This window comes from Methylocella sp., from assembly GCF_041905455.1.
Lineage (GTDB): Bacteria > Pseudomonadota > Alphaproteobacteria > Rhizobiales > Beijerinckiaceae > Methylocapsa.
Window position 1 is genome coordinate 393044 of record NZ_JAYRLA010000001.1, and the last position, 26548, is coordinate 419591.

A 26548-nucleotide genomic window follows, 5' to 3' on the forward strand; every position below is an offset into this window, starting at 1 on the left:
TCCAGCGCATATTCCACTCTCGGGCTACGCCCTAAAGGAAGGCGACGTCGCGGCCTTCGAGGCGCAGGCAGGTGAGCCGCCCGGTCGCATAGGCTCCCGTATCGACGTTGATGCGGTTGCGCCGCACGTCCGGCTCCATGACCGGCGTATGGCCGTGGACGATGATCTTTTCGAACGGCTCCTCGCAGGTCAGGAAGTCGTCGCGGATCCACAGAAGATCCTCGTCGCGCTGCCGGGCGAGCGCGGCGCCGGGCCGCACGCCCGCATGGACGAAGAAATAGTCGCCGCAGGAGAAGGACAGCGGCAGCGTTTCGTAAAAGCGGCGATGGCTGTCCGGCAGGACATGGTCGAGCTCGGCCGCGAGCTCCTCCTCCTCCTCGGGCGCCGGCGAAAGGCTCGGCGAGAGCCCGTAGGACAGGAGCGTCGAGAGGCCGCCATATTGTCCCCATGAGCGCAGGATGGGCGGATTGCGCAGGAATTCGGGAACGTAGAGTTCGTGGTTGCCGCGCAGGCAGATCGTGCGCCCCTGCGCGCAGCGCTCGATCAGCCGGCTGACGACTTCGGCGGATTTCGGTCCGCGGTCGATGTAGTCGCCGAGGAACACCGAAATCGGCCGTTCGACGGGATGCCGCGCGATGTCTTCGTCGATGCGCTCGAGCAGCGGTTCGAGCAGGTCGTCGCGGCCGTGAACGTCGCCCGTGGCGTAGATCCGCACGCCGGGCGGAAGCGTCGGCGCCGCCGGCGCGGCGTTCGCGAATGGACGGGGCTTCCACATGTATGTCCGCCGCGGCGGCCGCGGCCCTGGAGCTCCCGCGCGGGCGGCGCAGGTCGCACGGCAGAGTTAGAGCATTTCGTCGCGCCGCGATAGAGCGTCGAAGCGTGGAGACGCCAAGCCTATGCGCGTCTTAACAAGGAGATAAAGAGAGAGCGTGGCGCGGCCCGCGTTCAGAACGGGTCGTCGCGCGCAAGCTTGCCCAGGGCTTTCGCCGCTGCGGCGAGGCGCGCTCCGTCGTCCTGCGCGGGCTCGAAGAAACGCTCGGCGGCGGCCGCCTCCTCGGGGGCGACCTCGCCGGCCTCGGCGCGCCAGCGCGCGAGGTCAGCCGCTCCGCCCTCCGTCTTCGCCTCCTCGTCATGCATCTCGCCAAGCGCCGACTGGACGATTTCGAGCCGCTTCAGGAACTTGCTCATTGATTTATGCGGCGCGACGGCGCGCGCGCCGGCGAAGAACTCGCCCATGTAGCGCAGGGTCTTGGCGTCGATGCGCAGCTCATGGCGATCGTCCGGGCTCAGAGCCTCGAGCGCGGCCCCTCGCCGCGCCAGAGCCTTGAGGCGCCGGCGCAGCCGCCTGCGCGCGAATTTGGCGATCCTTTTCGGGCGCCGGGCGGCCGCGGCGCGCCACGCGCCGTCGTCCAGCCAGAGGCAGAAGTCGATCAGGAACAGGCGCCAGCGCGGGGCCGCGAGCTCTTGCGAGATTTCATCATGCAGGCGCGCGCTCTCGTCGGCGAGCCAGCGGCGGAAAGCCTCTCCGCCCTCGCCTTTTTCGAGCGCCGCCTGCGTCATGACATCGCGGTCGCGCGCCACGCCAAAGAGCCGCGCGAGCCGCTTCACCTCGGCGGCCGCGCCGTCAAACGCGTCGTCGCGGACGATGGGCTTGAACAGGGCGAAGGCGGCGCGCAGGCGGCGCAGCGCGATCCGGCCCTGATGCACGGCGTCCGGGCTCGCCCGAGCCCCGCGTCCCAGCATGGCGGCGTTGAGCATGAAGTCGCGCAGGCACGCGTGGCAGATCGCGGCGAAGGCGTCGGCCGCGCTCGCGTCGTCGCCGATCCGCGGCGCGCTCGCCTTCTGCGCCTGCCCGGCGCGTCCGTCGGCGAGGCGAAAGCCGCGCTCGGCCTTGCTGATCAGGCTGAGCGACAGCGGCGCCGCGGCGGCGAGCTCGCGCGCGAGCTTGAACAGGATGCGCTTGTCGCCGCCCTTCAGCTCGAGCTCGATTTCCGCGACGGCCGCGCGCGCGCCGGAGGCCTTCGCGACGATCTCGCCCTGATCGGCGGCGGCCTCGACCACGGCCCCTCCGGTTTCGACGAGCAGCGTCGCGCGCTCGACGTCGACGCGGAAAACCTCGACGAGCTCGCCGCGCGCCTCTTCGACGAGCGGGCCGAGCGGCGTTTGCGCGATCATCGCGAAATCGAGCGCGCCGGCGTCGACGCTTCCGTCCGCCGGCGGCGGGGAGGCGACGGGCGCCTCCCATTCGCCGCGCTCGAAGGCGCCGTCGCCCGGCGTCTTGACGGTCTGCAGCAACGCGTCGCCGGCCTGACGCAGGCGCAGCACGAACCCTGCGCGGCGCAAGGTGCCGTCGGGCGTGTCGAAAACCCAGCTCCGCAGCCGCTGCTTGCGCATGGAGGCCGCGCCCGGCCGCAGCGCTTCGAACGCGTCGAGCGGCGGCGCCACGCCGTCGAGCGCGGTCAGCTTGAGTTCCGTCTCGCTCATGAGTCGAGCCTAGCACGCGCGGGGCGCGCAGGCGATGCGCGGATCGCGTCCGGCTCAGCCGCGCGCGGCGTCCCCGGCGACGGCGCGGGCGAGCCATTCGAGCGTCTCGTCGCGGATGGCGAGCTCGGCGAGGTGGCCGCAGGTGTTGAGCACATAGTCGACGTTGCGCCCGGAAAGGCCGACGCCCTGGCGAATCAGCCGCAGCAGATCCTCGCGCCCGAGCCCGCCGGCGTATTGAAGATGGCGCCGGTCGGCGACATAAGCGACCGCCCCGACGCTCTCGCCGCCGGGAAGCAGCGCCGGCAGGACGAGCTCGCGATAGACGGCCGTGACCTGCTCGCGGGCGCGCAGACAGGCGAGCGTCGCCGGCGCGCGCGCGGCCTCGACGCGAAAGGCGACGCCGCGGCAGGAGCCGCCGCGGTCGAGGCCGAGCACGAGGCCGGGACGCTCGACGGTGCCGCGATGGACGTGGGAGTAGACGCACAGCGCGCGATGGTAGCCGCGCACCAGCGCGGGCCGGCGCTCCACGAATTCGAAGTCGGGCCGCCACATCAGCGAGCCGTAGCCGAACACCCACATGTCCTGCGTCATGCCAGATCCCGCGCGGCTTCGCCCCTTCGGTTTGCCCGACGCCGGCGCGCGCGATAGGAAAGGCCGGCGCGCGGCGCCGCCGATCGTTCGGGCCGAAGAGTTTGCGTCGCTAGAACAACAGGATAGAGCCTCTTTCCGCGCGTCGCGCAAGAGGGGTTCCGACATTTCGGGAGCACGGCATGACCATCGCTTCGGCTGGACCGGCCCGCATCGCGGGGGCGGCCTTCGTCGGCCTCGCGCTCGCCGCCGCCGTCGCAGGAGGAGGCTGGAGCTTCGCCGCCGGCCGCGCGAACGCGGCGATCTCCTCGTGGATCGCGCAGGAGGCGGCGGCGGGGCGCGTCTGGAGCTGCCCGGACCGCCGCACGCAGGGTTTTCCAACCCGCCTCGAGATCGTCTGTCCGAAGCTCGGCTTCGAGGGCGCGGTGCTGGACCGGCCTTTCGCGGGCTCGGTCGGCGGCTTCACGGCGCATGCGAGCCTGTGGCGGCCGCAGACGGTCGAAGCGCAGCTCGCCGCTCCGTTCAGCGCGGCGACGCCGGAGGGCGACCATTTCACGCTCGACTGGCGCAGGCTCGACCTCGTCCTGGACGGCGCGGCGCAGGGCTTTCGCGCCGTCGCCGTGAGCGGGGAGGGCTTCTCGCTGTCGGGCGCCGACGCGTCCGGCGCGCCGCTCGATTTTTCGGCCGCCTCCGCGCAGGCCTCGCTGCGGCCGGGCCCCGGCGCGCCGGGCGAGGCGCCGCCGTCCTATGAGTTCGAGGCGAAGGTCGCCGGCGCCGGCGCGCCGACGCTCGCCGCCCTTCTGGCGCTCAAGGCGCCGGTCGACGCGAACGTCTCCGGCGCGATCGTCGGCCTCGACCTTGCGAAGGGCGGGAGCCTGCTCGAGCGCCTCGAGCGGTGGCGGCTTGCCGGCGGGCGCGTCGATTTTTCTCAGGTGAGGATCGTCAGCGGCGAGGCGCTGCTCGAGGCGAAGGGCGGCTTCGACCTCGACGAAGCGCGACGCCCGCGCGGCGAGTTCGACGCGCGCCTTTCAGGGCTTGAGGCGACGCTGCGCCGGTTCGGCGTGAGCCCGGCGCTGATCGCGGGCGGCTCGCTGCTGACGAGCTTCCTGACGGGTTCGCCCGGACGCGAGGACCGGACCAAGACCATCCGGCTGCCCGTGCGCCTCGCCGACGGCGTCGTGTCGGTCGGCCCGCTTCGCCTGCCTTCGTTGCGGTTGCCGCCGCTTTATTGAGGCGCGCGACGCCGGCGCGGACCTCGCCGAGCGGGCGGTCAATAGGCCTTGTGGCGCAGCACCTCGAAACAGGTGCGAATGATGATGTTGACGTCGAGCGCGAAGGACCAGTGGTTCACGTACCAGAGGTCGAGCTTGACGCGCTCGATCATCTGCTCGAGCCGTCCCGTCTCGCCGCGCAGCCCATTTACCTGCGCCCAGCCGGTGATGCCCGGCTTGACGTGGTGGCGGAAGGCGTATTTGGCGATCAGAACCTTGTATTCATTGTCGTGCGCGAGGGCGTGCGGACGCGGCCCGACCAGCGACATGTCGCCCTTGAGGACGTTGAAGAGCTGCGGCAGCTCGTCCATGCTGGAGCTGCGCAGGAACTGGCCGACGCGCGTCACCCGCTTGTCGTTGCGCTTGGCCTGGACGATCTTGTCTCCGTCCTCCTGCACCGTCATCGAGCGGAACTTGTAGATATAGAACTGTTTCGCGTTGAAGCCGTTGCGCCGCTGCTTGAAGATGACCGGCCCCTTGCTGTCGAGCTTGATCAGCGCGGCGATGATGAGGAGCAGCGGGGACAGCAGGACGACCCCGACGGCCGAGCATACGACGTCGAGCGTGCGCTTGGCGGCCTGCTCCATCTGCGTCAGAGGCGCGCGCTGGACCTCGAGCGCGAGGCCGGGGCCGTTGGTGGAGAGCAGCCGCCGGCCGAGGACGGAGCGGATGGTGTAGTCGGGCAGGAGGCGGACGGGCAGGGGCGAGGCGCGCAGCCGCTCGCGCGCGGTCTCGAGCAGCTCGCGGCTGTTCCAGCGCAAGGCGAGGATGAGCTCGTCGGCTCCGCGCTCGCGCGCCTCGTGGATGGCGCGGTCGAGGTCGACGAGCACGTCGTTCGAGGCGGGGCCCCCGGCGGTCGACAGCGACACGCGGGTCAGTTCGTTGAAGCCGAAATAGCGGAACAGCACCGCCGTGGATAGCCGCATCAGCTCGGACTGCTCGCCGACGGTGACGACCTTGCGGCCGGCGAGCGCGCCGCGCGCCATCAGCGAACGCGACGCCTTTTCGGCGAGCCAGCGGGCGACGAGGAGAAACGAGATCTGAAGCGTCGCGGCGGTGACCATCGAGCCGCGCGGCACCACGGCTCCGCCGCGCAGGAACACGAGGAAGACGACGACGAACAGGACGACGATCGCCCAGGTCGTGAGGATGCGCGCCAGGTAGCGCGACGGCGAGAGCAGGACCGGCAGCCGGTAGAGGCCGCGGGAACTCGATACATAAGTGTATAGCAGCGCTTGTGACAGGCCGACGCCGAGGCTCGTCACCAGGGAGATGGTCTCTCCGGACCACAAGTATTGGTAGAGCTGGACGCCCAATACGCTCGAAAGCGTTATCATTAAAATGTCGGCGAGGCAGACAAGAGTTTCAATATTTTTATAAGACAATTTCAGTTTCGCGACGCGCGAGGTCGGGGCGCTGTCGATTTCCGGTTCGGCGATGTGGCTCAGTCTGTTGAAATACATATCCGAGACCCGCAAGTGCGCCGACGGCGTCAGCATTAGGCTACGAAAACCCCGAAAAATCAACTTAAAACCACCGTGAGCCGTCTTAAGTCGATGCTCCAGGCGCGGTCTGTGCGCTGCGACACGTCGAAAGGGCGTCTCGGGCGCGCGGCTTACAGCCGACAGTCAAATTCGCGTCATGAATCGAAGCTGAACGAGCAGCTTCCATCTGGCAAAATTCATGCTGCGCCGCCGTCCTACGGCGGCGCAGCAGTTCCCTTCAGCAGGCGCGCGCGTCCGGCGGCGCGGCCTCGGCGACGAGGCGGTCAAGCGCCTCGTCAAGCGCCACGACGCTCGTTTCATTGGCGCCGAGGCGACGGATCGAAACTGCGCGCTCCTGCGCCTCGCGCTTGCCGAGCGCCATCAGAACGGGCGTCTTGGCGAGCGAATGCTCGCGGACCTTGTAGGAGATCTTCTCGTTGCGCAGGTCGAGCTCGACCCGCAGGCCGCGCTTCCTGGCGAGCGCCGCCACCTCCAGCGCATAGTCGTCGGCCTCCTGCGTGATGGTGGCGACGACGATCTGCGTCGGCGCGAGCCAGAGCGGCAGGTGGCCGGCGAAATGCTCGATCAATATGCCGGCGAAGCGCTCGAGCGAGCCGAAGATGGCGCGGTGGATCATCACCGGCGTCTTCTTCTCGCTGTCCGCGCCGATGTAGAAGGCGCCGAAGCGGCCCGGCAGATTGAAGTCGACCTGGGTCGTGCCGCACTGCCATTCGCGGCCGATGGCGTCGCGCAGCGTGTATTCGAGCTTGGGGCCGTAGAAGGCGCCTTCGCCCGGATTGACTTCGGTCTGCAGCCCCTGCTCGGCGAGGCGCTCGAGCACGCGCCCGAGCGCCGCCTCGGCCTTGTCCCAGGCCTCGTCGCCGCCGACGCGCTTTTCGGGCCGCGTCGACAGCTTGACGACCACGTCCTCGAAGCCGAACGCCTTGTAGATCGAGAGAAGAAACTCGTTGATCTTGAGCGTCTCGTCGAAGATCTGCTCCTCGGTACAGAAGATATGCGCGTCGTCCTGAGTGAAGGCGCGCACGCGCATGACGCCGTGCAGGGCGCCCGAGGGCTCGTAGCGGTGGACGACGCCGAACTCGGCGATCTTCAGCGGCAGGTCGCGATAGGACTTGAGGCCGTTCTTGAAGATCTGCACATGACCCGGGCAATTCATCGGCTTCAGCGCGAAGACGCGGTCGTCCTCGGTCTGCGTGACATACATGTTCTCGCGATAGGTCTGCCAGTGGCCTGAAGTCTCCCACAAGGCGCGGTCGAGCACCTGAGGGGTGTTCACTTCGACGTAGCCCGCCGCCTGCATGCGCCGGCGCATGTAGCCGATGAGCGTCTGGAACAGCGTCCAGCCTTTGGGGTGCCAGAATACCGCGCCCGGCCCCTCCTCCTGGAAATGGAAGAGGTCCATCTCGCGGCCGAGCCGCCGATGGTCGCGCTTCTCCGCCTCCTCGAGCCGCTTGAGGTAGGCGTCGAGCTCGGCTCTCGTCGCGAAGGCGGTCGCGTAGACGCGCTGGAGCATCGGGCGGTTCGAATCGCCGCGCCAGTAGGCGCCGGCGACCTTCATGAGCCTGAAGGCGTCGCCGACCTTGCCGGTCGAGGTCATGTGCGGCCCGCGGCACAGGTCGAGCCAGTCGCCCTGGCGATAGATCTTCAGGTCCTCGCCGCCGGGAATCGAATCGACGAGCTCGACCTTGAAGGCCTCGCCGCGCGTCTCGAAGTAGGACTTCGCCTCGTCGCGCGTCCACACCTCCTTGGCGAACGGCCGGTCGCGCGCGATGATCTCGCGCATCTTTTTCTCGATGGCCGCGAAGTCGTCGGGCGTGAACGGCTCGTCGCGATAGAAATCATAATAGAAGCCGTTCTCGATCACCGGGCCGATCGTCACCTGCGTGCCCGGATAGAGAGTCTGCACCGCTTCGGCGAGCACATGCGCGGCGTCGTGCCGGATCAGCTCCAGCGCGCGCGGATGGTCGCGGCCGATGAATTCGAGGCGCGCGCCGTCGCGCACGGGATCGGCGAGATCGGAAAGGACCCCGTCGACGATCATCGCCACCGTCTTCTTGGCGAGCGAAGGCGAAATGGCGCGCGCGACTTCGGCGCCGGTGGAGCCGGCGGGAAAGGCGCGTCGCGCGCCGTCGGGGAAGGAGACGTCGATCATGGCGTAGGCTCCGCGGCTCTCACTCGCCACGACCAATTGGCGTAAGCGCCGGGCAGGGACGGCGAAGCCGTCCGGATGAATAATATTCAGGTCGCATGCGCCTGGCGGCGGGGCGGCGCACGGCGCCGACATAGGCTTTTTACGCGCCGGGCTCAACCCTCGCCGTCGCTTTGGCCGCCAGACCGATGTGCGATGACGCACATCGGTCTGGCGGCGCGCAGATTAAGCCGCTAGCATGAGAACGCGGAGCTGCTAGACGGAATGATCAGGCTTCAACGCGCCGTCGCGCCTATTTCGGAAGAAAGCTCGACTTTTAACTGCGTTCTTTTCATGGGCGAAGCGTCAGCGGCCCGATCCTCGAACCTGAGGCGCAACCGGCGCCGAATTTCGAATTTGAAGAAACGCCTATGACTTCTTTCGCCTTTTATCCCGACGACTTCGATCGCGATCACGTCGAAAACAGGACGCGAGCCACGTTCGCGCGTCGCGCCGCGGAGATCGCCGTCATGGCGCGCGCGCCCGCCTGCGGCCAGACGACGGATCCACTCGACGCCGTGCGCCTGCCCGCCGTCCTGCTCGACCTCTACGGCGCCGTCGTGCGCGTCAACGCGGCGGCGGAGGCGCTCTTCGACGACGACGTCAGCGTGCGCCAGCGCCGCCTGTGCGTGCGCGACGCCGAGGCGCGCGCGCGGCTGCGGGCCTATGTGGAGCAGCTCGAGCACGGACCCGCGCGGCCGCCGTCTTCGGACGATCCGATCGTCGTCACGCGCCAGGAGCGGTTGCCGGTCCTCATCCGCGTCTGGCCGCTCGAGGCGAACTGCCGCTGGCCCTCGCCGGACGTGCGCGCGCTGCTGACGCTCGCGCCGCTCGGGCCACGCCCGGGACCGCCGCCGGCCTCGCTCGCGCGCATCTTCTCGCTGACGCCCTCGGAATCGAAGCTCGCCAGCATCATCGCGCGCGGCGCCGGCCCGGACGCCGCGGCTCTCGAACTCAACATCTCGCGCGAAACCGCGCGCAACCAGCTGAAGTCCATCTTCGCCAAGACCGCCACCCACCGGCAGGGCGAACTCGTCGCGCTGCTGCTGCAAGTTTAGGCCGCGCCCGCAGGCCGCGGTCACGGCTCAAGCTCCCGACTGGAAATCGGCGAGGAGCGCCCGGCGCGCCGCAGGCTCGCGCGCGAGAAGGTGGACGTGCCACTCGACTGCGCCCGCCGCGAGCGCGCGCTCCGGCGCGCCGCGATCGCCGCAAAAACGCCCGTCGCGCCAGCGCAGCTCGAAGGCGGCGACGCGCCGTCTCTCTCCATTCGCCTCGACGGCGACGCCGAGAGCGACGGCGCTTTCGAACTCGGGCAGGCCGAACCACGCCGCGTCCCGCCGCACGGGAAACACGGAGAAGACGCAGCGGCGTCCGGACGAGGCGCGCCACTTGTGGAAATGCTCGGCGAACTCTTCGCCGGCGAGGCAGCGCAGCGGCGCCCCGCGCGCCGCGGCTGGAAGCGCGGGAGCGCTGGCGGGCTCGGGCGGACCGGAAAGACGGATCCGCGTCAGAACCGGGCGCGCGCGCTCTGCTGCGCAGGGCGAGGAGAATGTGACGAGGACGACCATCGGCCCGGCTCCCGTTTGTCCAGAACAAATATGGAACAAATGTGGAGCATGGTCAACAGGGGATTAACGCGGCGCGGCGTTACGGAGAACGGACGGCGGGGGCGTCCGCCAGCGCCGGATCGGCCTTGAACGCCTCGTCGGCGAGACGATCCGACGCCTGTTCGACGCGCGCCTGAAGCTGCGTCATGAATTTCTGCTTGTCGAGGCCGGGCGGGATCGGCGGCAGGAACTCGATCACCGCGACGCCCGGACGCCGGATCAAACCGCGGCGCGGCCAGAACAGGCCGGTGTTGAGCGCGACCGGAACGCAGACGGCGCCGGTCTCCACATAAAGATGCGAGACGCCGGCCTTATAAGCGGGCGCCGCGCCCGGCGCCGTCCGCGTGCCCTCCGGAAAGATGAGCACCTGGCGTCCCTCGCCGAGGGCGGCGCTCACCGCCCGCGCCATGTCCGCGAGCGCCTGGCCGCGGCGGGCGCGCTCGATGGCGATCTGGTCCGCTCCCTTAAGATACCAGCCGAAGAACGGGATCGACGTCAGCTCGCGCTTGAGCACGAAGGTGAAGTCGCCGAGCTGCGTCGTCATGGCGAAGGTTTCGAGCGCCGACTGGTGCTTGGCCGCGATCAGGCAGCCTCCCGACGGCAGGTTCTCGAGGCCGCGAAACTCGACCCTCTGGCCGCAGACAAGGCTTAGCAGGCGCAGCGAGCTGCGCGCCCAGAGCCGGGCGAGGCCCTGCACCGCGCGCCGTCCGAACGCCAGGGTAGGCAGGCCGGCGAGGGCGAGCGCCGTCATGTTGGCGTAGAACAAGATGTTGAAGACGATCGAGCGAAGAACAATCATGGGGCCGCAAGCTTGGCGCGCGCCCGGACGAAGACCGCCGGCGCGCCGGGATTGATATGGCGATTCCGGACCGCCGCATAAAGCGGGCGCCCGAATCCGGCGAAACGACGGGACAGCCTTAAACCGCGCCGCGGCGTCAAAACCAAGGCGGCGCGCCAAGGGCGAAGGGCGCGCCGTTTTGCGTGGGCGCCGCTCTTTGCGCTTTACATATAAAGATATCTGCATATATGCTCTTCGCATGTCGCAGATCCTAGCCCCCGACGCGCATGCGCCGTTCGAGCCCATCCTCTCCGCGCTGGCCGCGGCCGGGGAGGCGACGCGCCTTCGCCTCCTCGCCCTGCTCTCGGAAGCCGAACTCGCGGTGAGCGAGATCGTCGCCATTCTCGGCCAGTCGCAGCCGCGCGTGTCGCGCCACCTCAAGCTCCTCGTCGAGGCGGGGCTCGTCGATCGCCATCGCGAGGGCTCCTGGGCCTTCTTCCTCATGAGCCAGAGCGGTCCCGCCGCGGCGCTGGCGCGCGACGTCGTGGCGAGGCTCGATCCCGGCGACCCGCTGCTCGCCGCCGACCGGGCGAGGCTCGCCGAGGTGCGCAGCCAGCGCGCCGAGCAGGCCGCGCGCTATTTCGCCGCGCAGGCCGCCAACTGGGACGCGATCCGGGCGATGCATCTGCCCGAGGAGCGGGTCGAGGCGGCCGTGCGCGAGATCGTCGGCGCCGATCCGGTCGAGGCCCTGCTCGACCTCGGCGCCGGGACCGGCCGCATGCTCGAAGTGCTCGCGCCGCAGGCCGCGCGCGCGGTCGGCGTCGACCAGTCGCCGCAGATGCTCGCGCTCGCGCGGGCGCGGCTCGAGCGCGCCGGGCTGCGCAACGTCCAGCTGCGGCAGGGCGACATCTACGCCCTGCCCGTCGAGCGCGACCTCTACGACCTCGTCGTGATCCATCAGGTGCTGCACTATCTCGACGACCCCGCCCGCGCCATCCGCGAGGCGCGGCGCGCGCTCGCCCCGGGCGGCCGCATGATCATCGTCGATTTCGCGCCGCACGCCGAAGAGCATCTGCGCGCCGTCCACGCGCATCGCCGCCTCGGCTTTTCGGCCGAGGAAATCGTCGGCTGCCTCGAGGCTGCGGGGCTCGAGGCGGGGCCGCCGCTCGACCTTGCGCCGGACGAGCCTCGCGGCGGCAAGCTCACCGTGTCGATCTGGCTCGGGCGCGACCGGCGAGTCCAGTCCGATCCCGTTCCGCACGCCCAGTCCCTTGCCCAATCCAACGCCGCGCGAGACGTCGCATGAACGAGCATCAGACCTGCGAACTGCCGCGCGCGAGCCGCGGCCAGCTTCCCGACATCCGCGTCTCCTTCGAGTTCTTCCCGCCGAAGACCGTGGCGATGGAGGCGATGCTGTGGGAGTCGATCAACCGGCTCGCCCCGCTCGGTCCGAGCTTCATGTCGGTGACCTACGGCGCCGGCGGCTCGACGCGCGAGCGCACCCACAACACCGTCGCCCGCCTCGCCCGGGAGGGAATGGTGCGTCCCGCCGCGCACCTGACCTGCGTCGGCGCCTCGCGCGCCGAGATCGACGCGATCGTGCAGGGCTACTGGGACGCCGGCGTGCGCCATGTCGTGGCGCTGCGCGGCGATCCGGCGGCCGGCCTCGGCGCGGCCTTCGAGCCGCATCCGCAGGGCTACAAGAGCTCCTGCGACCTCGTCGCCGGCGTCCGGCGCATCGGCGATTTCGAGGTCTCCGTCTCGGCCTATCCCGAGCGCCATCCCGAAAGCGTCTCGATCGAGGCCGACGTCGCCTTCCTGCGCGCCAAGCAGGAGGCGGGGGCGACGAGAGCCATCACCCAGTTCTTCTTCGAGAACGAGATCTACCTGCGCTTCGTGGAGCGCGCGCGCGCGGCCGGCGTGACCATTCCGATCGTGCCCGGAATCATGCCGATGCAGAACTTCAAGCAGACCGCGGGCTTCGCCAGGAAGGCCGGGGCCAGCGTGCCGGGCTGGCTCGCCGACCGTTTCGACGGGCTCGACGACGACGTCGACACGCGCCGCCTCATCGCCGCCACCGTCGCCGCCGAGCAGGTGCTCGGCCTCGTCGACCACGGCGTGCGCGACTTTCATTTCTACACCAACAACCGAGCCGACCTCGTCTATGCGATCTGCCGCCTCCTCGGGCTGCGGCCGAAGGGCGAGCAGCAGAAGGCGGCGTGATGACCCATCATTTTTCCGGCGACGAGACGCGCCAGGCTTTCCTCGATCTCGCGCGCGAAAGAATCCTGGTGCTCGACGGCGCCATGGGCACGATGATCCAGCAGCGCAAGTTCGACGAGGCGCAGTTCCGCGGCGAGCGCTTCGCCGACTGGCCGAGCGACCTTCGCGGCAACAACGACCTGCTGAGCCTGACGCAGCCCGAGGCCATCGAGGCGATCCATCGCGCCTACGTCGACGCCGGCGCCGACGTCATCGCCACCAACACCTTCAACTCGACGCGCATTTCGCAGGCCGATTACGGCATGCAGGAGCTCGTCGTCGAGCTCAACCGCGAATCCGCGCGGCTCGCCCGCCGCGCCGCCGACGCGGCGCAGGCGAAGGACGGACGTCGCCGCTTCGTCGCCGGCGCGCTGGGGCCGACGAGCCGCACCGCCTCGATCTCGCCCGACGTCAACGATCCGGGCTTCCGCGCCGTCTCCTTCGACGAGCTTCGCGCGTGCTATGACGAGGCGGCGCGCGCGCTGATTGAAGGCGGCGTCGAACTCCTCCTCATCGAGACCATCTTCGACACGCTGAACGCCAAGGCGGCGGTCTGCGGCGTGCGCGACGCCTTCGCCGCGCTCGGCGTCGAGACGCCGATCATGATCTCGGGCACCATCACCGACCTTTCCGGCCGCACGCTGTCGGGCCAGACGCCGACCGCCTTCTGGCATTCGCTGCGCCACGCCGATCCGATCACCATCGGGCTCAACTGCGCGCTCGGCGCGCGCGAGATGCGCGCCCATCTCGCCGAGATCTCCCGCGTCGCCGATGCGCTCGTGTGCGCCTATCCGAACGCCGGCCTGCCCAATGAATTCGGATTGTATGACGAGAGCCCGGAATTCATGGCGGGACTCGTCGGCGAGTTCGCCGACTCGGGGCTCGTCAATGTGGTGGGCGGCTGTTGCGGCACGACGCCGGCGCACATCCACGCCATAGCGCAGCGGGTGAAGGGCGTCGCGCCGCGCGCGATCCCTGAAGTCGCGCCGCTGCTGCGCCTGTCCGGCCTCGAGCCCTTCACGCTCTCGCCGGAGATCCGCTTCGTCAACGTCGGCGAGCGCACCAACGTCACGGGCTCGGCCAGGTTCCGCCGGCTCGTCAAGGACGGCGACTACGCCGCCGCGCTCGACGTCGCGCGCGACCAGGTGAGCATGGGCGCGCAGGTCATCGACGTCAACATGGACGAGGGCCTGCTCGATTCCGAAAAGGCGATGGTCGATTTCCTCAACCTCGTCGCCTCCGAGCCGGACATCGCCCGTGTGCCGGTGATGATCGACTCCTCGAAGTTTTCGGTGATCGAGGCCGGCCTCAAATGCGTGCAGGGCAAGGCGATCGTCAATTCGATCTCGATGAAGGAGGGCGTCGAGAAGTTCGTCGCCGACGCGCGGACCGTGCGCTTCTATGGCGCGGCCGTCGTCGTCATGGCCTTCGACGAGAAGGGCCAGGCCGACACCTTCGCGCGCAAGGTCGAGATCTGCGCGCGCGCCTATGAGGCGCTGACGACGCAGGCGGGCTTCGAGCCGCAGGACATCATCTTCGATCCCAACATCTTCGCGGTGGCGACGGGCATCGAGGAGCACAACAATTACGGCGTCGACTTCATCGAGGCGGCGCGCGAGATCCGCCGGCGCTTCCCGCTTGTCCACATCTCCGGCGGCGTCTCGAACCTCTCCTTCTCGTTCCGCGGCAACGAGCCGGTGCGCGAGGCGATGCACGCGGTGTTTCTGTACCACGCCATTCAGGCCGGCATGGACATGGGCATCGTCAACGCCGGCCAGCTCGCGGTCTATGAGGAGATCGAGCCTGCGCTGCGCGAGGCCTGCGAGGACGTCGTGCTCAACCGCCGCCCCGACGCGACCGAGCGGCTGCTCGAGATCGCCGAGGGCTTCAAGGGCAAGGGACGCGAGAAGACCGAAAAGGACCTCGCCTGGCGCGAGCTGCCCGTCGAGAAACGGCTCGAGCACGCGCTCGTCAACGGCGTCGCCGAATTCATCGACGAGGACGTCGAGGAGGCGCGCCTCTCGACGGCGCGCCCGCTCGACGTGATCGAGGGGCCGCTGATGGCCGGCATGAACGTCGTCGGCGACCTCTTCGGGTCCGGCAAGATGTTCCTGCCGCAGGTCGTCAAGTCGGCGCGTGTGATGAAGCAGGCCGTCGCCCGCCTCCTGCCCTACATGGAGAAGGAGAAGCGCGCGGGCGGGGCCGAGCGCGCGAACGCCGGCAAGATCCTGATGGCGACCGTCAAGGGCGACGTGCACGACATCGGCAAGAACATCGTCGGCGTCGTGCTCGCCTGCAACAATTACGAGATCATCGACCTCGGCGTCATGGTCCCCGCCGCGAAGATCCTCGCCGCGGCCAAGGAGCACGGGGTGGACGCCATCGGCCTGTCGGGCCTCATCACCCCCTCGCTCGACGAGATGTGCTTCGTCGCCGCCGAGATGGAGCGCGAGGGCTTCTCGCTGCCGCTGCTGATCGGCGGCGCGACGACGAGCCGCGTGCATACGGCGGTGAAGATCCATCCCAACTATGCGCGGGGCCAGGCCGTCTATGTGACCGACGCGAGCCGCGCCGTCGGCGTCGTGCAGTCGCTGCTCGGCGAGAACGCGAAGGAGGCCGCGGCCGCCGTCGGCGTCGAATACGAGAAGCTCGCCGAGGCGCACCGGCGCGCCGAGGCCGACAAGCAGCGCCTGCCGATCGCGAAAGCGCGCGCCAACGCCTTCTCGATCGACTGGGACGCCTATGAGCCGCCGAAGCCGACATTCTCAGGCTCGCGCATGTTCCGCAGCTACGACGTCGGCGAGCTCATCCCCTATATCGACTGGACGCCGTTCTTCCAGACCTGGGAGCTGCGCGGACGCTTTCCGCAGATCCTCGACGACGAGAAATACGGCGAGGCGGCGCGCGCCCTGTATGACGACGCGCAGGCCATGCTGCGCCGGGTCGTCGAGGAGCGCTGGTTCGATCCCAAGGCGGTGATCGGCTTCTGGCCGGCCAACGCCGAAGGCGACGACATCGCGCTCTACACGGGCGAGTCGCGGACCGAGCGTCTGGCGACGTTCCACACGCTGCGCCAGCAGCTCGTCAAGCGCGCCGGCAAGTTCAACACCGCGCTCGCCGATTTCATCGCGCCGGCGTCGAGCGGCGAGCGCGATTATATCGGCGCCTTCGTCGTCACGGCGGGAGCGCAGGAGAACAGGATCGCCGACCGCTTCGCGCGATCGAATGACGATTATCAGTCCATTCTCGTCAAGGCGCTCGCCGACCGCATCGCCGAGGCCTTCGCCGAGCGCATGCATGAGCGCGTGCGCAAGGAGTTCTGGGCTTACGCGCCGGATGAGGCGCTGACCAACGAGGAGCGCGTGCGGGAGGCCTATCGCGGAATCAGGCCGGCGCCGGGCTATCCGGCGCAGCCCGACCACACCGAGAAGGCGACGCTGTTCTCGCTGCTCTCGGCGCCTTCGCGTATCGGCGTGACGCTGACGGAAAGCTTCGCCATGCAGCCGGGCTCCTCGGTGTCGGGCCTCTATTTCGCGCATCCGCTGGCGCATTATTTCGGCGTCGCCAAGATCGAGCGCGACCAGGTCGAGGACTACGCCAGGCGCAAGGGCATGAGCGCCGCCGAGGTCGAGCGCTGGCTTGCGCCGATCCTGAACTACGATCCGGCGGGACGCCGCGCGGATGCGGCGGAATAGCCGGTCGGCGCGACGCCGCGTTTGCGCCTACGCCGGCGGCAGCGCCGCCAGCAGCTTCCGCAAGGTGGCGATCGTCGAGAAATCGGCGACGCCGTCGACGAGCTCGGGCCGGAAATGGCGCTGGAAGGCGCGCGTCACGAATTCCGTCATGGCGTCATAGACGCCGCTTTGCGGCGCGCCATAGCCGTAGTTCGCGAGCGCCGCCTGCAGCGCCGCCACCTGCGGGCCTTCGTCGCCGCGCGAAAGGCGCGGGCCCTCGACGATCGGGCAGGGCGCGACGTAATGGCCGACGCCCGCCTGCGCGAGGCGCGCCCAGGGAAAGAATTCGCCGGGATCGATCTTGCGGTCGGGCGCGGCGTCGGAATGGGCGAGCACGCGCTGCGGCGGGATCGGCCAGCGGCCCGCGATCTCCTTGCACAGGGCGACGACCGCCTCGATCTGCGCGCCCGGATAGGGATAGGCGGCGCGCCCGTCCCTGTGGCCGGCGTGGGCGATCTCGACGCCGATCGAGACGTCGTTCATGTCGGTCTCGCCGGCCCAGGAGCCGCGCCCGGCGTGCCAGGCGCGCCGCTCCTCGGCGACGAGGGAGAGGATCTCCCCCTGCGGCGTGACGACGTAATGCGCCGAGACTTCGCTCGCCGGATCGCACAGCAGGGCGACCGCCGCTTCGACAGTGGCGATCCCCGTGTAATGCAGGATCAGGGCGTTCGGCGTCTTGCCGTTCTTGCGCTCCCCATGGTTCGGGGAGGAGAAGGAACGCCTTGGCGGGAGGGCGGTCGACTCAATAGCCAGCGCAGAATGGATTGCCATATTGATCCCAGACGACGCGGCCGCAGCGCGGCGGCGGCGGAGGCGGCGGATAGTAGCCGGGCGGCGGCGGGGGCGGGTTCGGCGGCCTCGTGTTGGCGCCGACGACGGCGCCCGCCGCGGCGCCGATGACGCCGCCGGCGATCGCGGTGCCGACGTTGCGGCCGGCGAGCGCGCCGATCGCGGCGCCCGTGGCGCCGCCGAGGCCGGCGCCGCTGAGCGCCCGCTGCTCGGGCGTGTAGCCGCAGCCGGCGAGGGCGACCGTCGCCGTCAGGACGACGATGAAGGGAGTTGCCTTTTTCTTCATGGCGGGCTCTGGCGCTTGAGGAACTGGGCGGCGGCTATTGCGGTCCGCGCGTGTTCGCGCCGACGGCCGCCCCGGCCGCTGCGCCGATGACGCCGCCGGCGATCGCGGTGCCGACGTTGCGTCCGGCGAGCCCGCCGATGGCCGCGCCCGTGGCGCCGCCGAGGCCGGCGCCGCTGAGCGCCCGCTGCTCGGGCGTGTAGCCGCAGCCGGCGAGGGCGAGCGCCGCCGCGGCGGCGACGGCGATATGAACGAGCTTGCTCATCAATGATCCTTGAGTTGCGTGGACTTTCGCAACTCTCCCAAGGTCGGGGAAGGGGTCAAGTTACAACCCGGGAGAATTAAGGATTCGCTATCGTCCTGCGCTTTTTTTGACACATGGACGAGTCCGGCCTGCGTTGACGGGGCGCGGCTTTGCGCCTATCTCCGGCGCGCCAGTCGGCCGGACGGCCGCCGCGTCAGCGCGGAGGAAAGTCCGGGCTCCACAGAGAAACGGCGCCGGATAACGTCCGGCGGGGGCGACCCCAGGGAAAGCGCCACAGAAAGCAGACCGCCGTCCGGCGCGCCGGACGGCAAGGGTGAAAGGGTGCGGCAAGAGCGCACCGCGTCCATGGCGACATGGGCGGCATGGCAAGCCCCGCCGGGAGCAAGACCGAATAGGGGCGACAAGGGATTTTCCCGGATCTTCTCTGGATCGTCGCCCGGGTTGGTTGCTAGAGGCGGCCGGCGACGGCCGCCCCAGAGGAATGGCCGTCACGCGCCGCAGCGATGCGGCGCCCTACAGAACCCGGCTTACAGGCCGGCTGGCTCCATCTTTTCACAGAAGTCTCCGGCCCGGGCGCGCCCTCAGGCGCTCCGGGCCGAAACGTCTCAGCCGAGCCGCCCGGAGGCGTGGGCGAGCAGCGTGTAGACCATCCCCGTCTCCGAGTTGAGATAGGTCCGCGCGGCGCTTTCGTCCGCGCCGTCGCGCTCGAGGTCGCCGAGCAGGCGCTCGAACTCATGAACGTAGCGGTCGATGGTGGCGCGGAACTCCGGATTGAGGCGGTAGCGCCGACGCACCTCCTCGAAGGTCTGGCGGCCGCGTCCGACGTAGATGTCGTCGAAGAACATCTTCTCGCCGCGCCGGCGCCGCTCCCACGCCTCCGCGAAGACGTTCGGATCGATCATCGCCGCGATGTCGAGCGAGATCGCCTCCAGCGGCCTCGCCCCTGACGTCCCGAACGTCGTCCGCGGCCGCTCCTCGCGCTGCGGACGCAAGGCGTCCTCATGCGAGGCGCGGGCGAGCAGATCGGACAGCCAGCCTCGTTCCTGCTGCGTCGACGGCCGCGCCCGCTCCGCCGCGTGCGCCGGATCGACCGCGCGCTCGGCCGGCGCGGCGGGGCGGCGGGGCGCGGCCGTGCTGCGCGGCTCGCTCGGCGCCGAGACGTCGAGCGCGCGCCCCGACCGGCCGACGATGTCCGAGAGCTCCTTCAGCGCCTTGATCTCGTCGCCGACGATCTTGCGGACGGCGGCCGCCTGCTGCGCCGTCTCGTGCGGCAGGTCGGCGACCCCGGCGCGCAGCGCCTCGCGCGTCGCGGCGAGCTCGTCCTGGACGGCGCGGGCCATCTCGCGAAGCTCCCCGACGGCGCTGCGGTAGCGGTCGGAGGTCTGGACGAAATAGGCTTCGAGGTCCGTGGCCGCGTCCTCGCAGGCGACGCGCACCGCGAGCGTCGCGCGCTCGCGCTGTTCGGCGACATTCGCGCGCAGCTCCGAGAACTGCCGGTCGACCGTTCCCGCCGCCGTCTCGGCGCTTTCCGCCATGAAGGCGCCGAACTCGCGCCCGCGCGCCTCGGCCGTCTCGAAGGCGTCCTGCATCACGCCGGCGAAGGCGCCGATCGAACTCTCGAAGTCCTGGCGGCGGCGCTCGAGCGCGTCGACCAGGCTTTCGAGCGCCTCGCGCCGCGCCTCGAGCGAGCAGTCGAGATCGCGCTGCGAGCGCACGAGCCCTTCGGCGGACTGGGCGATCTTCTCCTTGTGCGCGGCGAGCTCGGCGGCGAGGCCGCCGGCCTCGCGCACGGTCCGGCCGGCGGATTCGTTGAGTTCGGCGACCTCTCCCGAAACGACCGCGAGCACGTTCTTGATCTCGTCGACCCGCTGTGCGAGCGCGTCGTCGACCGCGAGGAAATCGGCGCCCGCCGCCTCGATCTGTTCGCGAAGGGCGCCGCCGCCGTCGGCGAGGCGCTGCGACAGCTCCCGCATCTGCGCGCCGAGCTTGTCGTTGGCCTCGACGAGCGCGGCGAGCGATTCGGCCGCGCCGTCCTGCATGACCTCGCGCAGCGTGCGCGCGGAGCCTTCGACCGTGGCGGCGAGCTGCGCGCGCCGCTCCTCGAGGCCGCGCGCCAGCTCGGCGCCGCTGCGGTCGAGCTCGCCCACGATCGCCTCGCCGACGCCGGCGAGATCCTGCGCGATCGCCGCGCCGCGTCCCTCGATGAGTTCGCGCAGGGCGTCCGAGCGCTCGGCGAGCTCCTTCTGCAGGCTCGCGCCGGGTCCGCCGAGCGCCGCGTCGATCTCGGCGAGGCGGCTCGCAAGCGTCTGGCTGATCTCGTTGACGCGATGGCCCAGGACGTCGCCGATCTCGCCGGCGCGGCCGGCGAGGGTCGCGTCGAGGTCCTCGGCCGCCTGGCCGACGAGTTCGCGGATCTCCTCGGCGCGCCCGCTGAGCGACGCGGCGATGCGGCCGCTCTCGACGTCGAGCGCGGCGTTGATGTCGCCCGCATGGCGCTCGAGGGCGCCGTCGATGTCCGCGACGCGCGCCGAGATGGTTTCCGCGATCGAGCGGCCGCTGCGGTCGATCTCGCCCGCGGCCGTCTCGAGCCGCTGCGCGATCCGCGTCTCGAAGTCCGCGACGCGCGCTTCGAGCGCGGCGGCGACGGACTGCGCGCGGCCGCCGATCGCGACGTCGATCTCGGACGCCTTGTCGGCGAGGGCCTGGGCGACCGTGGCGGCGCGGGCTCCGAGGATCTCCTCGATCTCGCGCGCCTTGCCGTCGAGCGCCGCGACCACCGCCGCGCCGCCCTCGTTCAGCATCCGCGCGATCTCCTGCGCCCGCGCGCCGAGCGCCGCGTCGAGCTCGCCGGCGCGCTCGGACAGGGCGCCGTCGACGCGCGCGGCGAGGCCGGCGACGAGGTTCGCGAGCGCGTCGGCGCGGGCCGCGGCGCGCGCCTCGAAGTCGCCGATCTGGCCTTCAAGGGCGCGGCGCGTCTCGTCGGCGCGCGAGGCGAGCCGCTCGTTGAGGTCGCCGCCGCGCTCGCCGAGCGTCGCCTCGATGGCGCCGAGCCGGTCGGCGAGCGTCGCGGTGAAACGCTCGGCCTGGTCGTTGATGCGCTGCGCCGTCGCGCCGCCCTGGCCGACGAAGGTCTCCTCGAAGGCGGCGAGCCGCATGGCGAGCGATTCATTGACGCGATCGCCATGGACGGCGATGGCGTCGATCGCCTGCGCCGCCGTCTCGGCGAAGCGTTCGTTGAGGTCGCTCGCGTGATAGCCGATCGCCGCCGCCGCCTGCTGCGCGGTGGCGTCGAAGCTTTCCTGCAGAGCCTCCGCCTGGCCGGCGAAGGCGAGCGCCGCGTCCTGGCTGCGCGCGGCGAGCTGTTCGGCGAGATCCTCGGCGCGGCCGTTCAGCGCGCCGAAGGCTTCGCCGAGCATCGCCGAAAGGCGCTGCTCGAGGCTCGAAGACTGCTCGCCGAAGGCGGCGAGGGAGGCGCGGCCGACGCCGTCGAGCCGCTCGCGCATGTCGTCGGAATAGCTCGTCAGCGCGCCGAGCGTCTCGCCCAGCGTTTCGGCGAGCTTCGCCTGCAGCGCCTGCGTATGGCTCGCGAGCGCGCCGCTCGAGCGCGCCGCGCTGCGTTCGACTTCCTCGTTGAGCCGGCTCGTCTGGGCGTCGAGATTCGTCACCGCGTCGCCGACGGTGAGGGCGAGCGTGCGGCCGACGTCGTCGGCGTGGCGGGCGAGGGCGCCGAGCGTGTCCTCGCGCAGGCTCGACAGACGCGCCTCGAGGGCCTGCGCGCGCTCGGCGACGAGGGCGGCGACGGCCTCGGCCTCGGCCTTCAGCCGCTCGCCGGTCTCGGTCGCGTGGCGTTCGAGCGCGGCGACCTGCCCGGCGAGCGCCGCGTCGAGCCTTTCGCGCAACGCGCCGGTCTGCGTCGTCAGCGTCTGCGACGAACCGTCGGCGGCCGCGGCGAGGCGTTCGCCGATTTCGCCGGTCCGCGCGTCGAGGGCCTCGAGCGTCGTTCCGACCGCGCCGGAGAGGCGCTCGAGCAGGGCCGCGAGCGGCGCGTCGAGCCCTTCGGCCGAGCGGCGCGCCGTATCCTCGAGGCGGGCGGCGATCTCCTCGGCCTTGGCGGAGAGGCTCCCGGCCGCGCCCGACAGGGCGGCGTCGAGATGCGCCCTGAGGCCTTCGGCCTGCTCGCCGAAGGCGCCCGCCGCCGCCTCGGCGCTCGACCCGAGGCGCGCGGCCATGCCGTCGGCGTGCTGGTCGAGGGCGGTCGCGGTCCCGGACAGCGCCTCGTCGAGGCGCAGGTGCAACGCCTCGATGTGTTCGGCGAAGGCGCCGATCGAGTAATGGGCCGTCGCCTCCAGCCGCTCGCTCATCTCGGCGGCGTGCGCGTCGAGCGAGCCGACGACCGCCGCGAGGCTGGCGTCGAGCGCCTCGGCGCGCTCGGCGAGAGCGGTCGCCGAGCGCTCGGCCTCGCCCGCGAGCCGCTGCGCCAGCGCCTCGGAATGTTCGTCGAACGCCGCGACGATCGCGCCGAGCCGTTCGCCGAGCGCCTCGCTCGGCGCGGCGAGCGCGTCGGCCGACTGCGTCGCCGCCTCGACGAGGCGCTGCGCCATGTCCTGCGACCGCGCGTTCGCGGCGCAGAGGCGGTCGTCGAAGGTCTGCGCGTGGCCCGTGAGCGCGTCGCCCGAGCGCGCCGCGGCGGCTTCGACGCGCGCCGCCGTCTCCTCGCCCTGGCGCGCGAAGCCGGCGATCGACTCGTCGAGCCGCTGGCGCAGATCCGCGCCGCGCGCAAGGAGCGCTTCGGCGGCGTCGGCGAGACGCTCGCGCAGCGCGTCCGACTGGCCGGCGATCGCGCCGGTCGAGGCCTGCGCCGCGGAATCGATGCGCCGCGCGGCCATTTCGGCCTGGTCGGCCACGGTCGCCACGATGGTCTCGAGCCGTTCGCGCAGGGCGAGCGTCTGCTCCGCGAGCGCGCCCGCCGAGCGCTGCGACGCCGTCTCGACGCGCGCGGCGGTCTCCTCGCCATGCGCGCCGAGCGCCGCCAGCGCCGCGGTCATGCGCTCGTCGAAACCGCGCGCCTGCGCGGCGAGCGCGCCGGCGCCGCTTTCCGCCGCCGCGGAGATCGCCCGCGAGAGCGCGTCGGCTTCTCCGGCGGCCGCGGCGACGATCTCGCGCAGCTTCTCGCGCAGCGTCTCGACTTGCCCGTCGAGCGCGCCGGCGCCGCTCTGCGCGGCCTCCGCGAGGCGCGCCGCGACATCCCCGGCGCGCCGTTCGAGCGCGGCCGCCGCGGCGGCGACGCGCTCGGCGAGGCCGCTCGCCTGCGATTCGATCGCCGCGGAAGAGGCGGAGGCCGCCGTCTCGACGCGGCGGGCGATCTCCTCGTTGCGGTCGGCGAGGGCGGCGGCGGCGGCGGAAAGGCGCTCATGCAGCGCGTCCGACTGGCCGGCGACGGCCGCGGCGGCGTCCTGCGCGACGCCGGCGAGCCGGTCGCCGAGCGCGCCGGACTTTTCGTCGAGCAGGCCGAAGGCGGCGTCGATGCGCTGCTCGAGGCCGTGCGTGCGCTCGGTCAGCGCCGAGCCGGATTCGCGCGCGGAGGCCGCCAGAAGCGCGGCGGCCTGCGCAGTCTGTTCGTTGACGAGCCGCATCGCGGCCTCGAGCCGCTCGCGCAGCGAAACGGCCTCGACGGAGAGGACGTTCGCGGCGCCCTGCGCGCTCGCCGCCAGCCGCGCGCCGAGCTCCTCGGCGCGGGCGTTGGCGGCGCCGACGGCGGCCTCGAGCCGCTCCTGCAGGGCGCCGGCCTCGCCGTCGAGCTCGGCCGCGGCGCGGCGCGCCGCCGCGACGACGCGCTCGCCCATGCCCTCGCTATGCGCGTCGACGAGCCGCTGCGCCTCGGCGACGCGGGCCTCGAGCGCTCCCGCGCGCGTCGACAGCGCGCCGACCGACGCCTCCGCGCTCGCGGCGAGGCGGCCGCCGATCTCCGAGGCGTGGTCGTCGACGAGGCGCGCCACGGCGGCGAGCCGCTCCTCGAGCGTGCGCGTCCGGTCGGCGAGGAGGCCGTCCTGCTCCTGCGCCCCCTGCGCGAGGCGCCGGCTGATCTCGTCGGCGTGGCCGTCGATCGCGGCGAAGGCGGCGGAAAGCCGCTCGCGCAGCGCGGCGGCCTGCGTCTCGAAGGCGCCGAGCGACTGGGTTCCTGTCGCGGCAAGGGCCGAGCCGAGCTCTTCCGCGTGACGCTCGAGATGCGCGAGCATCGCGCCGATCTGCTGGCCAAGGCCTTCGGCGTGCTCGCCGAGGAAGGCGGTCGAGCGCTGCGAGGCGACCTCGAGCTCGCCGGCTACGTGCTCGGAGCGCTCGGCGAGAGCGCCAAGCGTGTCCTCGATCGCCGCCGTCAGGCGCTCGTGCAGCGCCTCCGAGCGGCCGGCGAAATCGGCGGCCGAATGCTCGGCGGCGGCGTCGAGCCGCTCGCCCATCAGCGCGGCGTGCTCGTTCAGCGCCGACAGCGTGCCGTCGAGCGCCGCGGCGAGATGAGCGGCGACGTCCTCGGCGCGGCCGGCGAAGGCCGCGGCGGCCTCCTGCGCGGCCTGCGCGGACCGCTCGCGGACGACATCGGCGTGCGCGGAAAGCAGGGTGAGAGTCTCTTCGCGCGAATGCGCGAGGCGCGAGGCGACGTCCTCGCCATGCGCGGACAGGGCGGCCGCGCTCGCCTGCGTCGCGGCTTCGATGCGTTCGCGCAGCGCGCCGCCGTCGCGGTCGAAGGCGTCCTGGAGCCGCGCGCGGCCGTCCTCGAACAGGGCGGCGACGGCCTGCGTCGACCGGTCGACGAGCTCCTGCGTCGTCCCGACCTGCTCGCGGATGAGGGCGCCGAAGCGCTCGCCCGACTGCGACAGACGCTCGGCGAGCGCCTCGCCGTCGCCGGAGAAGGCGGCCTCGAGCCGCGCGTTGGCGGTCTCGATCCGCGACGCGACGCCGTCGCCGCGTTCGGCGAGCGTGCGGGCGATCGTCTCGCCCGCGGCCTCGACGCGCGAGGCGAGGGCGGCGGCGCGCGAATCGAGCGAAGACGAAATCTGCTCCTGCGCCTGCGAAAGCTGCGTCTCGAGCGCGGCGAGGCGCTCGTCGATGAGGCGCGCGGCCTCGGCCCCAGCGCGCGAGACGGACTCCGCCGCGGCCTCGCCGCGCTGCGACAGCCGCTCGGCGAACTCGCCGCCCTGAACGGTCAGGCGCTCGCTCAGCTCGTCGCGGCCGCGCTCGAGGCTGACGCGGATGTCGTCGCCGCGCGCCGACAGGGCGGCGGCCACGGCGGCGGAGGCGACCCCGAGCTCGGCCGAGAAGCGGCTCGCGGCGGAGTCCATGTCGCGCGAGGCTTCGTGCTGCGACTGCGTAAGCGCGGCGCGGGCCCGCTCGGCGTTGGCGACGACGGCGTCGCGCTCGGCGACGAGCTCGTCGATCAGGGCGCGCACGCGCCGCTCGTTGTCGGCGTAGGAGCGCTCGAGGTTCGAGACTTCCGAGCGCACCAGCGTCTCGAGCTCGCCGGCGCGGGCGAGGGCCCGCTCGATGCCGTCGCCCATCGAGGCGACCTCGCGGCGGATCGCCTGCGACAGCGTCACCATCTGCTCGGTCGCCGCCGTCTCCGGCGCGGCGAGGCGCAGGGCGACGTCGCTCATCGCGCGCGCGGCGCCGCGCATCTCATGGGCGCGGCGGATCAGCATCGCCGTCACGAAGAAGAACGCCACGGGGCCGGCGACGGCCAGGAAATAGAGCGCCGCGGCGGGAGCGGCCGAGCCTTCCGCGCCGGAGGACAGCGCGTCCCGGTGGAGGAGAAGATAGCCGACCGTCAGCGCCGTCCAGGCGGCGGCGCAGAGCGCGGCGACGAGCGTCGGCGCGCGGCTCGGCTGCGCCTGGCGGCGGCGCAACGCCTCGCCGGCGGCGAAGCGGTCGTCGTTGGCCGGCGCGCCCCGGCGCGCGCCGGCGTCAAGGAAAGCCTCGGCCGGCGTCAGCGCCGGATCCTCGCTGGTCGAGGGCAGGCGGGTCGCCTGCGCCCGGCGGGCCGCGCCCTCGTCCTCCGATCCCTCGAAATCGCGCGTCGCCGGCGTTCCTTCGGCCTCGTCGAGGCCGGCGCGCAGGTTCAGCGCCTCCTCGATGGCGAGCAGCGCCTCGGCGGCCGCGTCGTGGATCTTGGGGGAGCTCGCCATCTGGTTCCTCGTTTCAGCCGCCGCGGGCGAGGGCGCGGACGACCCTGGCGCGGCGCAGACGCAGGCGGTAGTTAACCAATCCTTACCTTACATGCCCCCCGGAGCGATTAAAACCCGAGGTCGGCGCGCGTGTGGAATCATCGTTAACGGCGCCTCGGCTCCATCGGATGGTCCTTGCGGCGAGGCTTGCGGATCGCCTGAAGTTCGGCCATGAACGGCCCGAATGAAGCGGCGCGCGTCGCTCCCCGCCGCCGGCGTCCGCGGCGGGCAAGGTTGCAAGGAGCGGCGGGACCCGATGCCGAAGATAACGTTCGTCGATTCCTTCGGCGAAGCCCGCGAGGTCGAGGCCGAGGTGGGTTCGACCGTGATGGAGGCGGCGGTGCGCAACGCGGTTCCCCAGATCGCCGCCGAATGCGGCGGCGGCTGCGCCTGCGCGACCTGCCACGTCTATGTCGACGACGCCTGGATCAAGCGCCTGCCCGAACCCTCCGATCAGGAGGAGGACATGCTGGACTTCGCCTATGAGGTGAAGCCCAACTCGCGGCTGTCCTGCCAGATCGCCGTGACGCCCGAGCTCGACGGGCTGCTCGTGCGCACGCCCGAGCGCCAGGGCTGAACAT

General features: G+C 71.3%; 17 protein-coding genes and 1 other RNA gene. 7 read left to right on the top strand and 11 right to left on the bottom strand.

Features of this window, described 5'->3' with window-relative positions; all coding sequences use genetic code 11:
* Positions 1-31 precede the first annotated feature (31 nt).
* The 3 genes from ACE3OG_RS01875 to ACE3OG_RS01885 form a co-directional block, all read right to left on the bottom strand.
* Positions 32-775: a metallophosphoesterase family protein gene (locus ACE3OG_RS01875; protein ID WP_374305519.1), complete on the bottom strand. Its 744-nt coding sequence runs from the start codon at positions 773-775 to the stop codon at positions 32-34.
* 170 nt (positions 776-945) lie between these two features.
* Entirely contained in the window at positions 946-2484 is a 1539-nt protein-coding gene (locus ACE3OG_RS01880; RefSeq protein ID WP_374305521.1) for a CHAD domain-containing protein, read from the bottom strand.
* Between the two features lie 54 nt (positions 2485-2538).
* Positions 2539-3075 carry a gamma-glutamylcyclotransferase gene (locus ACE3OG_RS01885; RefSeq protein ID WP_374305523.1) on the bottom strand — a complete coding sequence of 179 codons (537 nt, stop codon included), beginning with the start codon at positions 3073-3075 and terminating at the stop codon, positions 2539-2541.
* Between the two features lie 179 nt (positions 3076-3254).
* Between ACE3OG_RS01885 and ACE3OG_RS01890 the strand changes: the two genes are divergently transcribed.
* The gene (locus ACE3OG_RS01890) at positions 3255-4304 is read left to right on the top strand and encodes a DUF2125 domain-containing protein (RefSeq protein WP_374305525.1); all 1050 of its coding nucleotides are present in this window, start codon (positions 3255-3257) and stop codon (positions 4302-4304) included.
* Positions 4305-4342: 38 nt separating this feature from the next.
* Here ACE3OG_RS01890 and ACE3OG_RS01895 read toward each other — a convergent pair whose 3' ends face one another.
* Positions 4343-5842, bottom strand: coding sequence for an undecaprenyl-phosphate glucose phosphotransferase (locus tag ACE3OG_RS01895; RefSeq protein WP_374305527.1), 1500 nt, complete (start codon positions 5840-5842; stop codon positions 4343-4345).
* Between the two features lie 223 nt (positions 5843-6065).
* The gene (gene thrS, locus ACE3OG_RS01900) at positions 6066-8000 is read right to left on the bottom strand and encodes a threonine--tRNA ligase (protein ID WP_374305528.1); all 1935 of its coding nucleotides are present in this window, start codon (positions 7998-8000) and stop codon (positions 6066-6068) included.
* Between the two features lie 506 nt (positions 8001-8506).
* On the opposite strand from thrS, the gene ACE3OG_RS01905 reads away from it, so the two are divergent.
* Complete coding sequence (locus ACE3OG_RS01905) at positions 8507-9094, top strand: helix-turn-helix transcriptional regulator (protein WP_374305530.1); 588 nt, start codon at positions 8507-8509, stop codon at positions 9092-9094.
* A 27-nt stretch (positions 9095-9121) separates the two neighbouring features.
* Here the strand turns inward: ACE3OG_RS01905 and ACE3OG_RS01910 are convergent, their stop codons facing one another.
* Together ACE3OG_RS01910 and ACE3OG_RS01915 are read right to left on the bottom strand one after the other, a co-directional pair.
* A complete protein-coding gene (locus ACE3OG_RS01910) occupies positions 9122-9604 on the bottom strand; it encodes a hypothetical protein (protein WP_374305532.1) in 483 nt (160 codons plus the stop codon).
* A 79-nt stretch (positions 9605-9683) separates the two neighbouring features.
* Entirely contained in the window at positions 9684-10442 is a 759-nt protein-coding gene (locus ACE3OG_RS01915; protein WP_374305534.1) for a lysophospholipid acyltransferase family protein, read from the bottom strand.
* 238 nt (positions 10443-10680) lie between these two features.
* Between ACE3OG_RS01915 and ACE3OG_RS01920 the strand changes: the two genes are divergently transcribed.
* Genes ACE3OG_RS01920 through metH form a run of 3 tightly spaced genes read left to right on the top strand, consistent with a single transcriptional unit; the run spans position 10681 to position 16378 of the window.
* Positions 10681-11727, top strand: a complete 1047-nt coding sequence (locus ACE3OG_RS01920) for a metalloregulator ArsR/SmtB family transcription factor (RefSeq protein ID WP_374305536.1) — start codon at positions 10681-10683, stop codon at positions 11725-11727.
* Complete coding sequence (metF, locus tag ACE3OG_RS01925; protein ID WP_374305538.1) at positions 11724-12644, top strand: methylenetetrahydrofolate reductase [NAD(P)H]; 921 nt, start codon at positions 11724-11726, stop codon at positions 12642-12644. Before ACE3OG_RS01920 ends, metF begins: the two co-directional genes overlap by 4 nt.
* Positions 12644-16378 (top strand): methionine synthase, encoded by a 3735-nt coding sequence (gene metH / locus ACE3OG_RS01930; protein WP_374305540.1) that lies wholly within the window; start codon positions 12644-12646, stop codon positions 16376-16378. The genes metF and metH overlap by 1 nt, the downstream gene beginning before the upstream one ends.
* 27 nt (positions 16379-16405) lie before the next feature.
* On the opposite strand, the gene ACE3OG_RS01935 is transcribed toward metH, so the two are convergent.
* From ACE3OG_RS01935 to ACE3OG_RS01945, 3 genes are read right to left on the bottom strand one after another with little or no spacing between them, the layout of a single operon-like run.
* Entirely contained in the window at positions 16406-17188 is a 783-nt protein-coding gene (locus ACE3OG_RS01935) for an N-acetylmuramoyl-L-alanine amidase (protein WP_374305542.1), read from the bottom strand.
* On the bottom strand, positions 17160-17492 hold the full coding sequence (locus tag ACE3OG_RS01940; protein ID WP_374305544.1) for a hypothetical protein: 333 nt from the start codon (positions 17490-17492) through the stop codon (positions 17160-17162). Before ACE3OG_RS01940 ends, ACE3OG_RS01935 begins: the two co-directional genes overlap by 29 nt.
* 34 nt (positions 17493-17526) lie before the next feature.
* A complete protein-coding gene (locus ACE3OG_RS01945) occupies positions 17527-17754 on the bottom strand; it encodes a hypothetical protein (protein WP_374305546.1) in 228 nt (75 codons plus the stop codon).
* A gap of 169 nt (positions 17755-17923) precedes the next feature.
* On the opposite strand from ACE3OG_RS01945, the gene rnpB reads away from it, so the two are divergent.
* An RNA gene (gene rnpB, locus ACE3OG_RS01950) (RNase P RNA component class A) lies at positions 17924-18300 on the top strand.
* Between the two features lie 59 nt (positions 18301-18359).
* Here rnpB and ACE3OG_RS01955 read toward each other — a convergent pair.
* Positions 18360-25928, bottom strand: a complete 7569-nt coding sequence (locus ACE3OG_RS01955) for a hypothetical protein (protein WP_374305548.1) — start codon at positions 25926-25928, stop codon at positions 18360-18362.
* A gap of 295 nt (positions 25929-26223) precedes the next feature.
* Here ACE3OG_RS01955 and ACE3OG_RS01960 point away from each other — a divergent pair, with 295 nt between their 5' ends.
* Positions 26224-26544: a 2Fe-2S iron-sulfur cluster-binding protein gene (locus ACE3OG_RS01960; RefSeq protein WP_374305550.1), complete on the top strand. Its 321-nt coding sequence runs from the start codon at positions 26224-26226 to the stop codon at positions 26542-26544.
* The last annotated feature ends 4 nt before the right edge of the window (positions 26545-26548 follow it).

Excerpts from the sequence above, each read along its gene's own strand:
- ACE3OG_RS01875 (WP_374305519.1), bottom strand. The coding sequence starts at position 775 with ATGTGGAAGCCCCGTCCATTCGCGAACGCCGCGCCGGCGGCGCCGACG.
- ACE3OG_RS01880 (WP_374305521.1), bottom strand. The coding sequence starts at position 2,484 with ATGAGCGAGACGGAACTCAAGCTGACCGCGCTCGACGGCGTGGCGCCG.
- ACE3OG_RS01885 (WP_374305523.1), bottom strand. The coding sequence starts at position 3,075 with ATGACGCAGGACATGTGGGTGTTCGGCTACGGCTCGCTGATGTGGCGG.
- ACE3OG_RS01890 (WP_374305525.1), top strand. The coding sequence starts at position 3,255 with ATGACCATCGCTTCGGCTGGACCGGCCCGCATCGCGGGGGCGGCCTTC.
- ACE3OG_RS01895 (WP_374305527.1), bottom strand. The coding sequence starts at position 5,842 with ATGCTGACGCCGTCGGCGCACTTGCGGGTCTCGGATATGTATTTCAAC.
- thrS (WP_374305528.1), bottom strand. The coding sequence starts at position 8,000 with ATGATCGACGTCTCCTTCCCCGACGGCGCGCGACGCGCCTTTCCCGCC.
- ACE3OG_RS01905 (WP_374305530.1), top strand. The coding sequence starts at position 8,507 with ATGGCGCGCGCGCCCGCCTGCGGCCAGACGACGGATCCACTCGACGCC.
- ACE3OG_RS01910 (WP_374305532.1), bottom strand. The coding sequence starts at position 9,604 with ATGGTCGTCCTCGTCACATTCTCCTCGCCCTGCGCAGCAGAGCGCGCG.
- ACE3OG_RS01915 (WP_374305534.1), bottom strand. The coding sequence starts at position 10,442 with ATGATTGTTCTTCGCTCGATCGTCTTCAACATCTTGTTCTACGCCAAC.
- ACE3OG_RS01920 (WP_374305536.1), top strand. The coding sequence starts at position 10,681 with ATGTCGCAGATCCTAGCCCCCGACGCGCATGCGCCGTTCGAGCCCATC.
- metF (WP_374305538.1), top strand. The coding sequence starts at position 11,724 with ATGAACGAGCATCAGACCTGCGAACTGCCGCGCGCGAGCCGCGGCCAG.
- metH (WP_374305540.1), top strand. The coding sequence starts at position 12,644 with ATGACCCATCATTTTTCCGGCGACGAGACGCGCCAGGCTTTCCTCGAT.
- ACE3OG_RS01935 (WP_374305542.1), bottom strand. The coding sequence starts at position 17,188 with ATGGCAATCCATTCTGCGCTGGCTATTGAGTCGACCGCCCTCCCGCCA.
- ACE3OG_RS01940 (WP_374305544.1), bottom strand. The coding sequence starts at position 17,492 with ATGAAGAAAAAGGCAACTCCCTTCATCGTCGTCCTGACGGCGACGGTC.
- ACE3OG_RS01945 (WP_374305546.1), bottom strand. The coding sequence starts at position 17,754 with ATGAGCAAGCTCGTTCATATCGCCGTCGCCGCCGCGGCGGCGCTCGCC.
- ACE3OG_RS01955 (WP_374305548.1), bottom strand. The coding sequence starts at position 25,928 with ATGGCGAGCTCCCCCAAGATCCACGACGCGGCCGCCGAGGCGCTGCTC.
- ACE3OG_RS01960 (WP_374305550.1), top strand. The coding sequence starts at position 26,224 with ATGCCGAAGATAACGTTCGTCGATTCCTTCGGCGAAGCCCGCGAGGTC.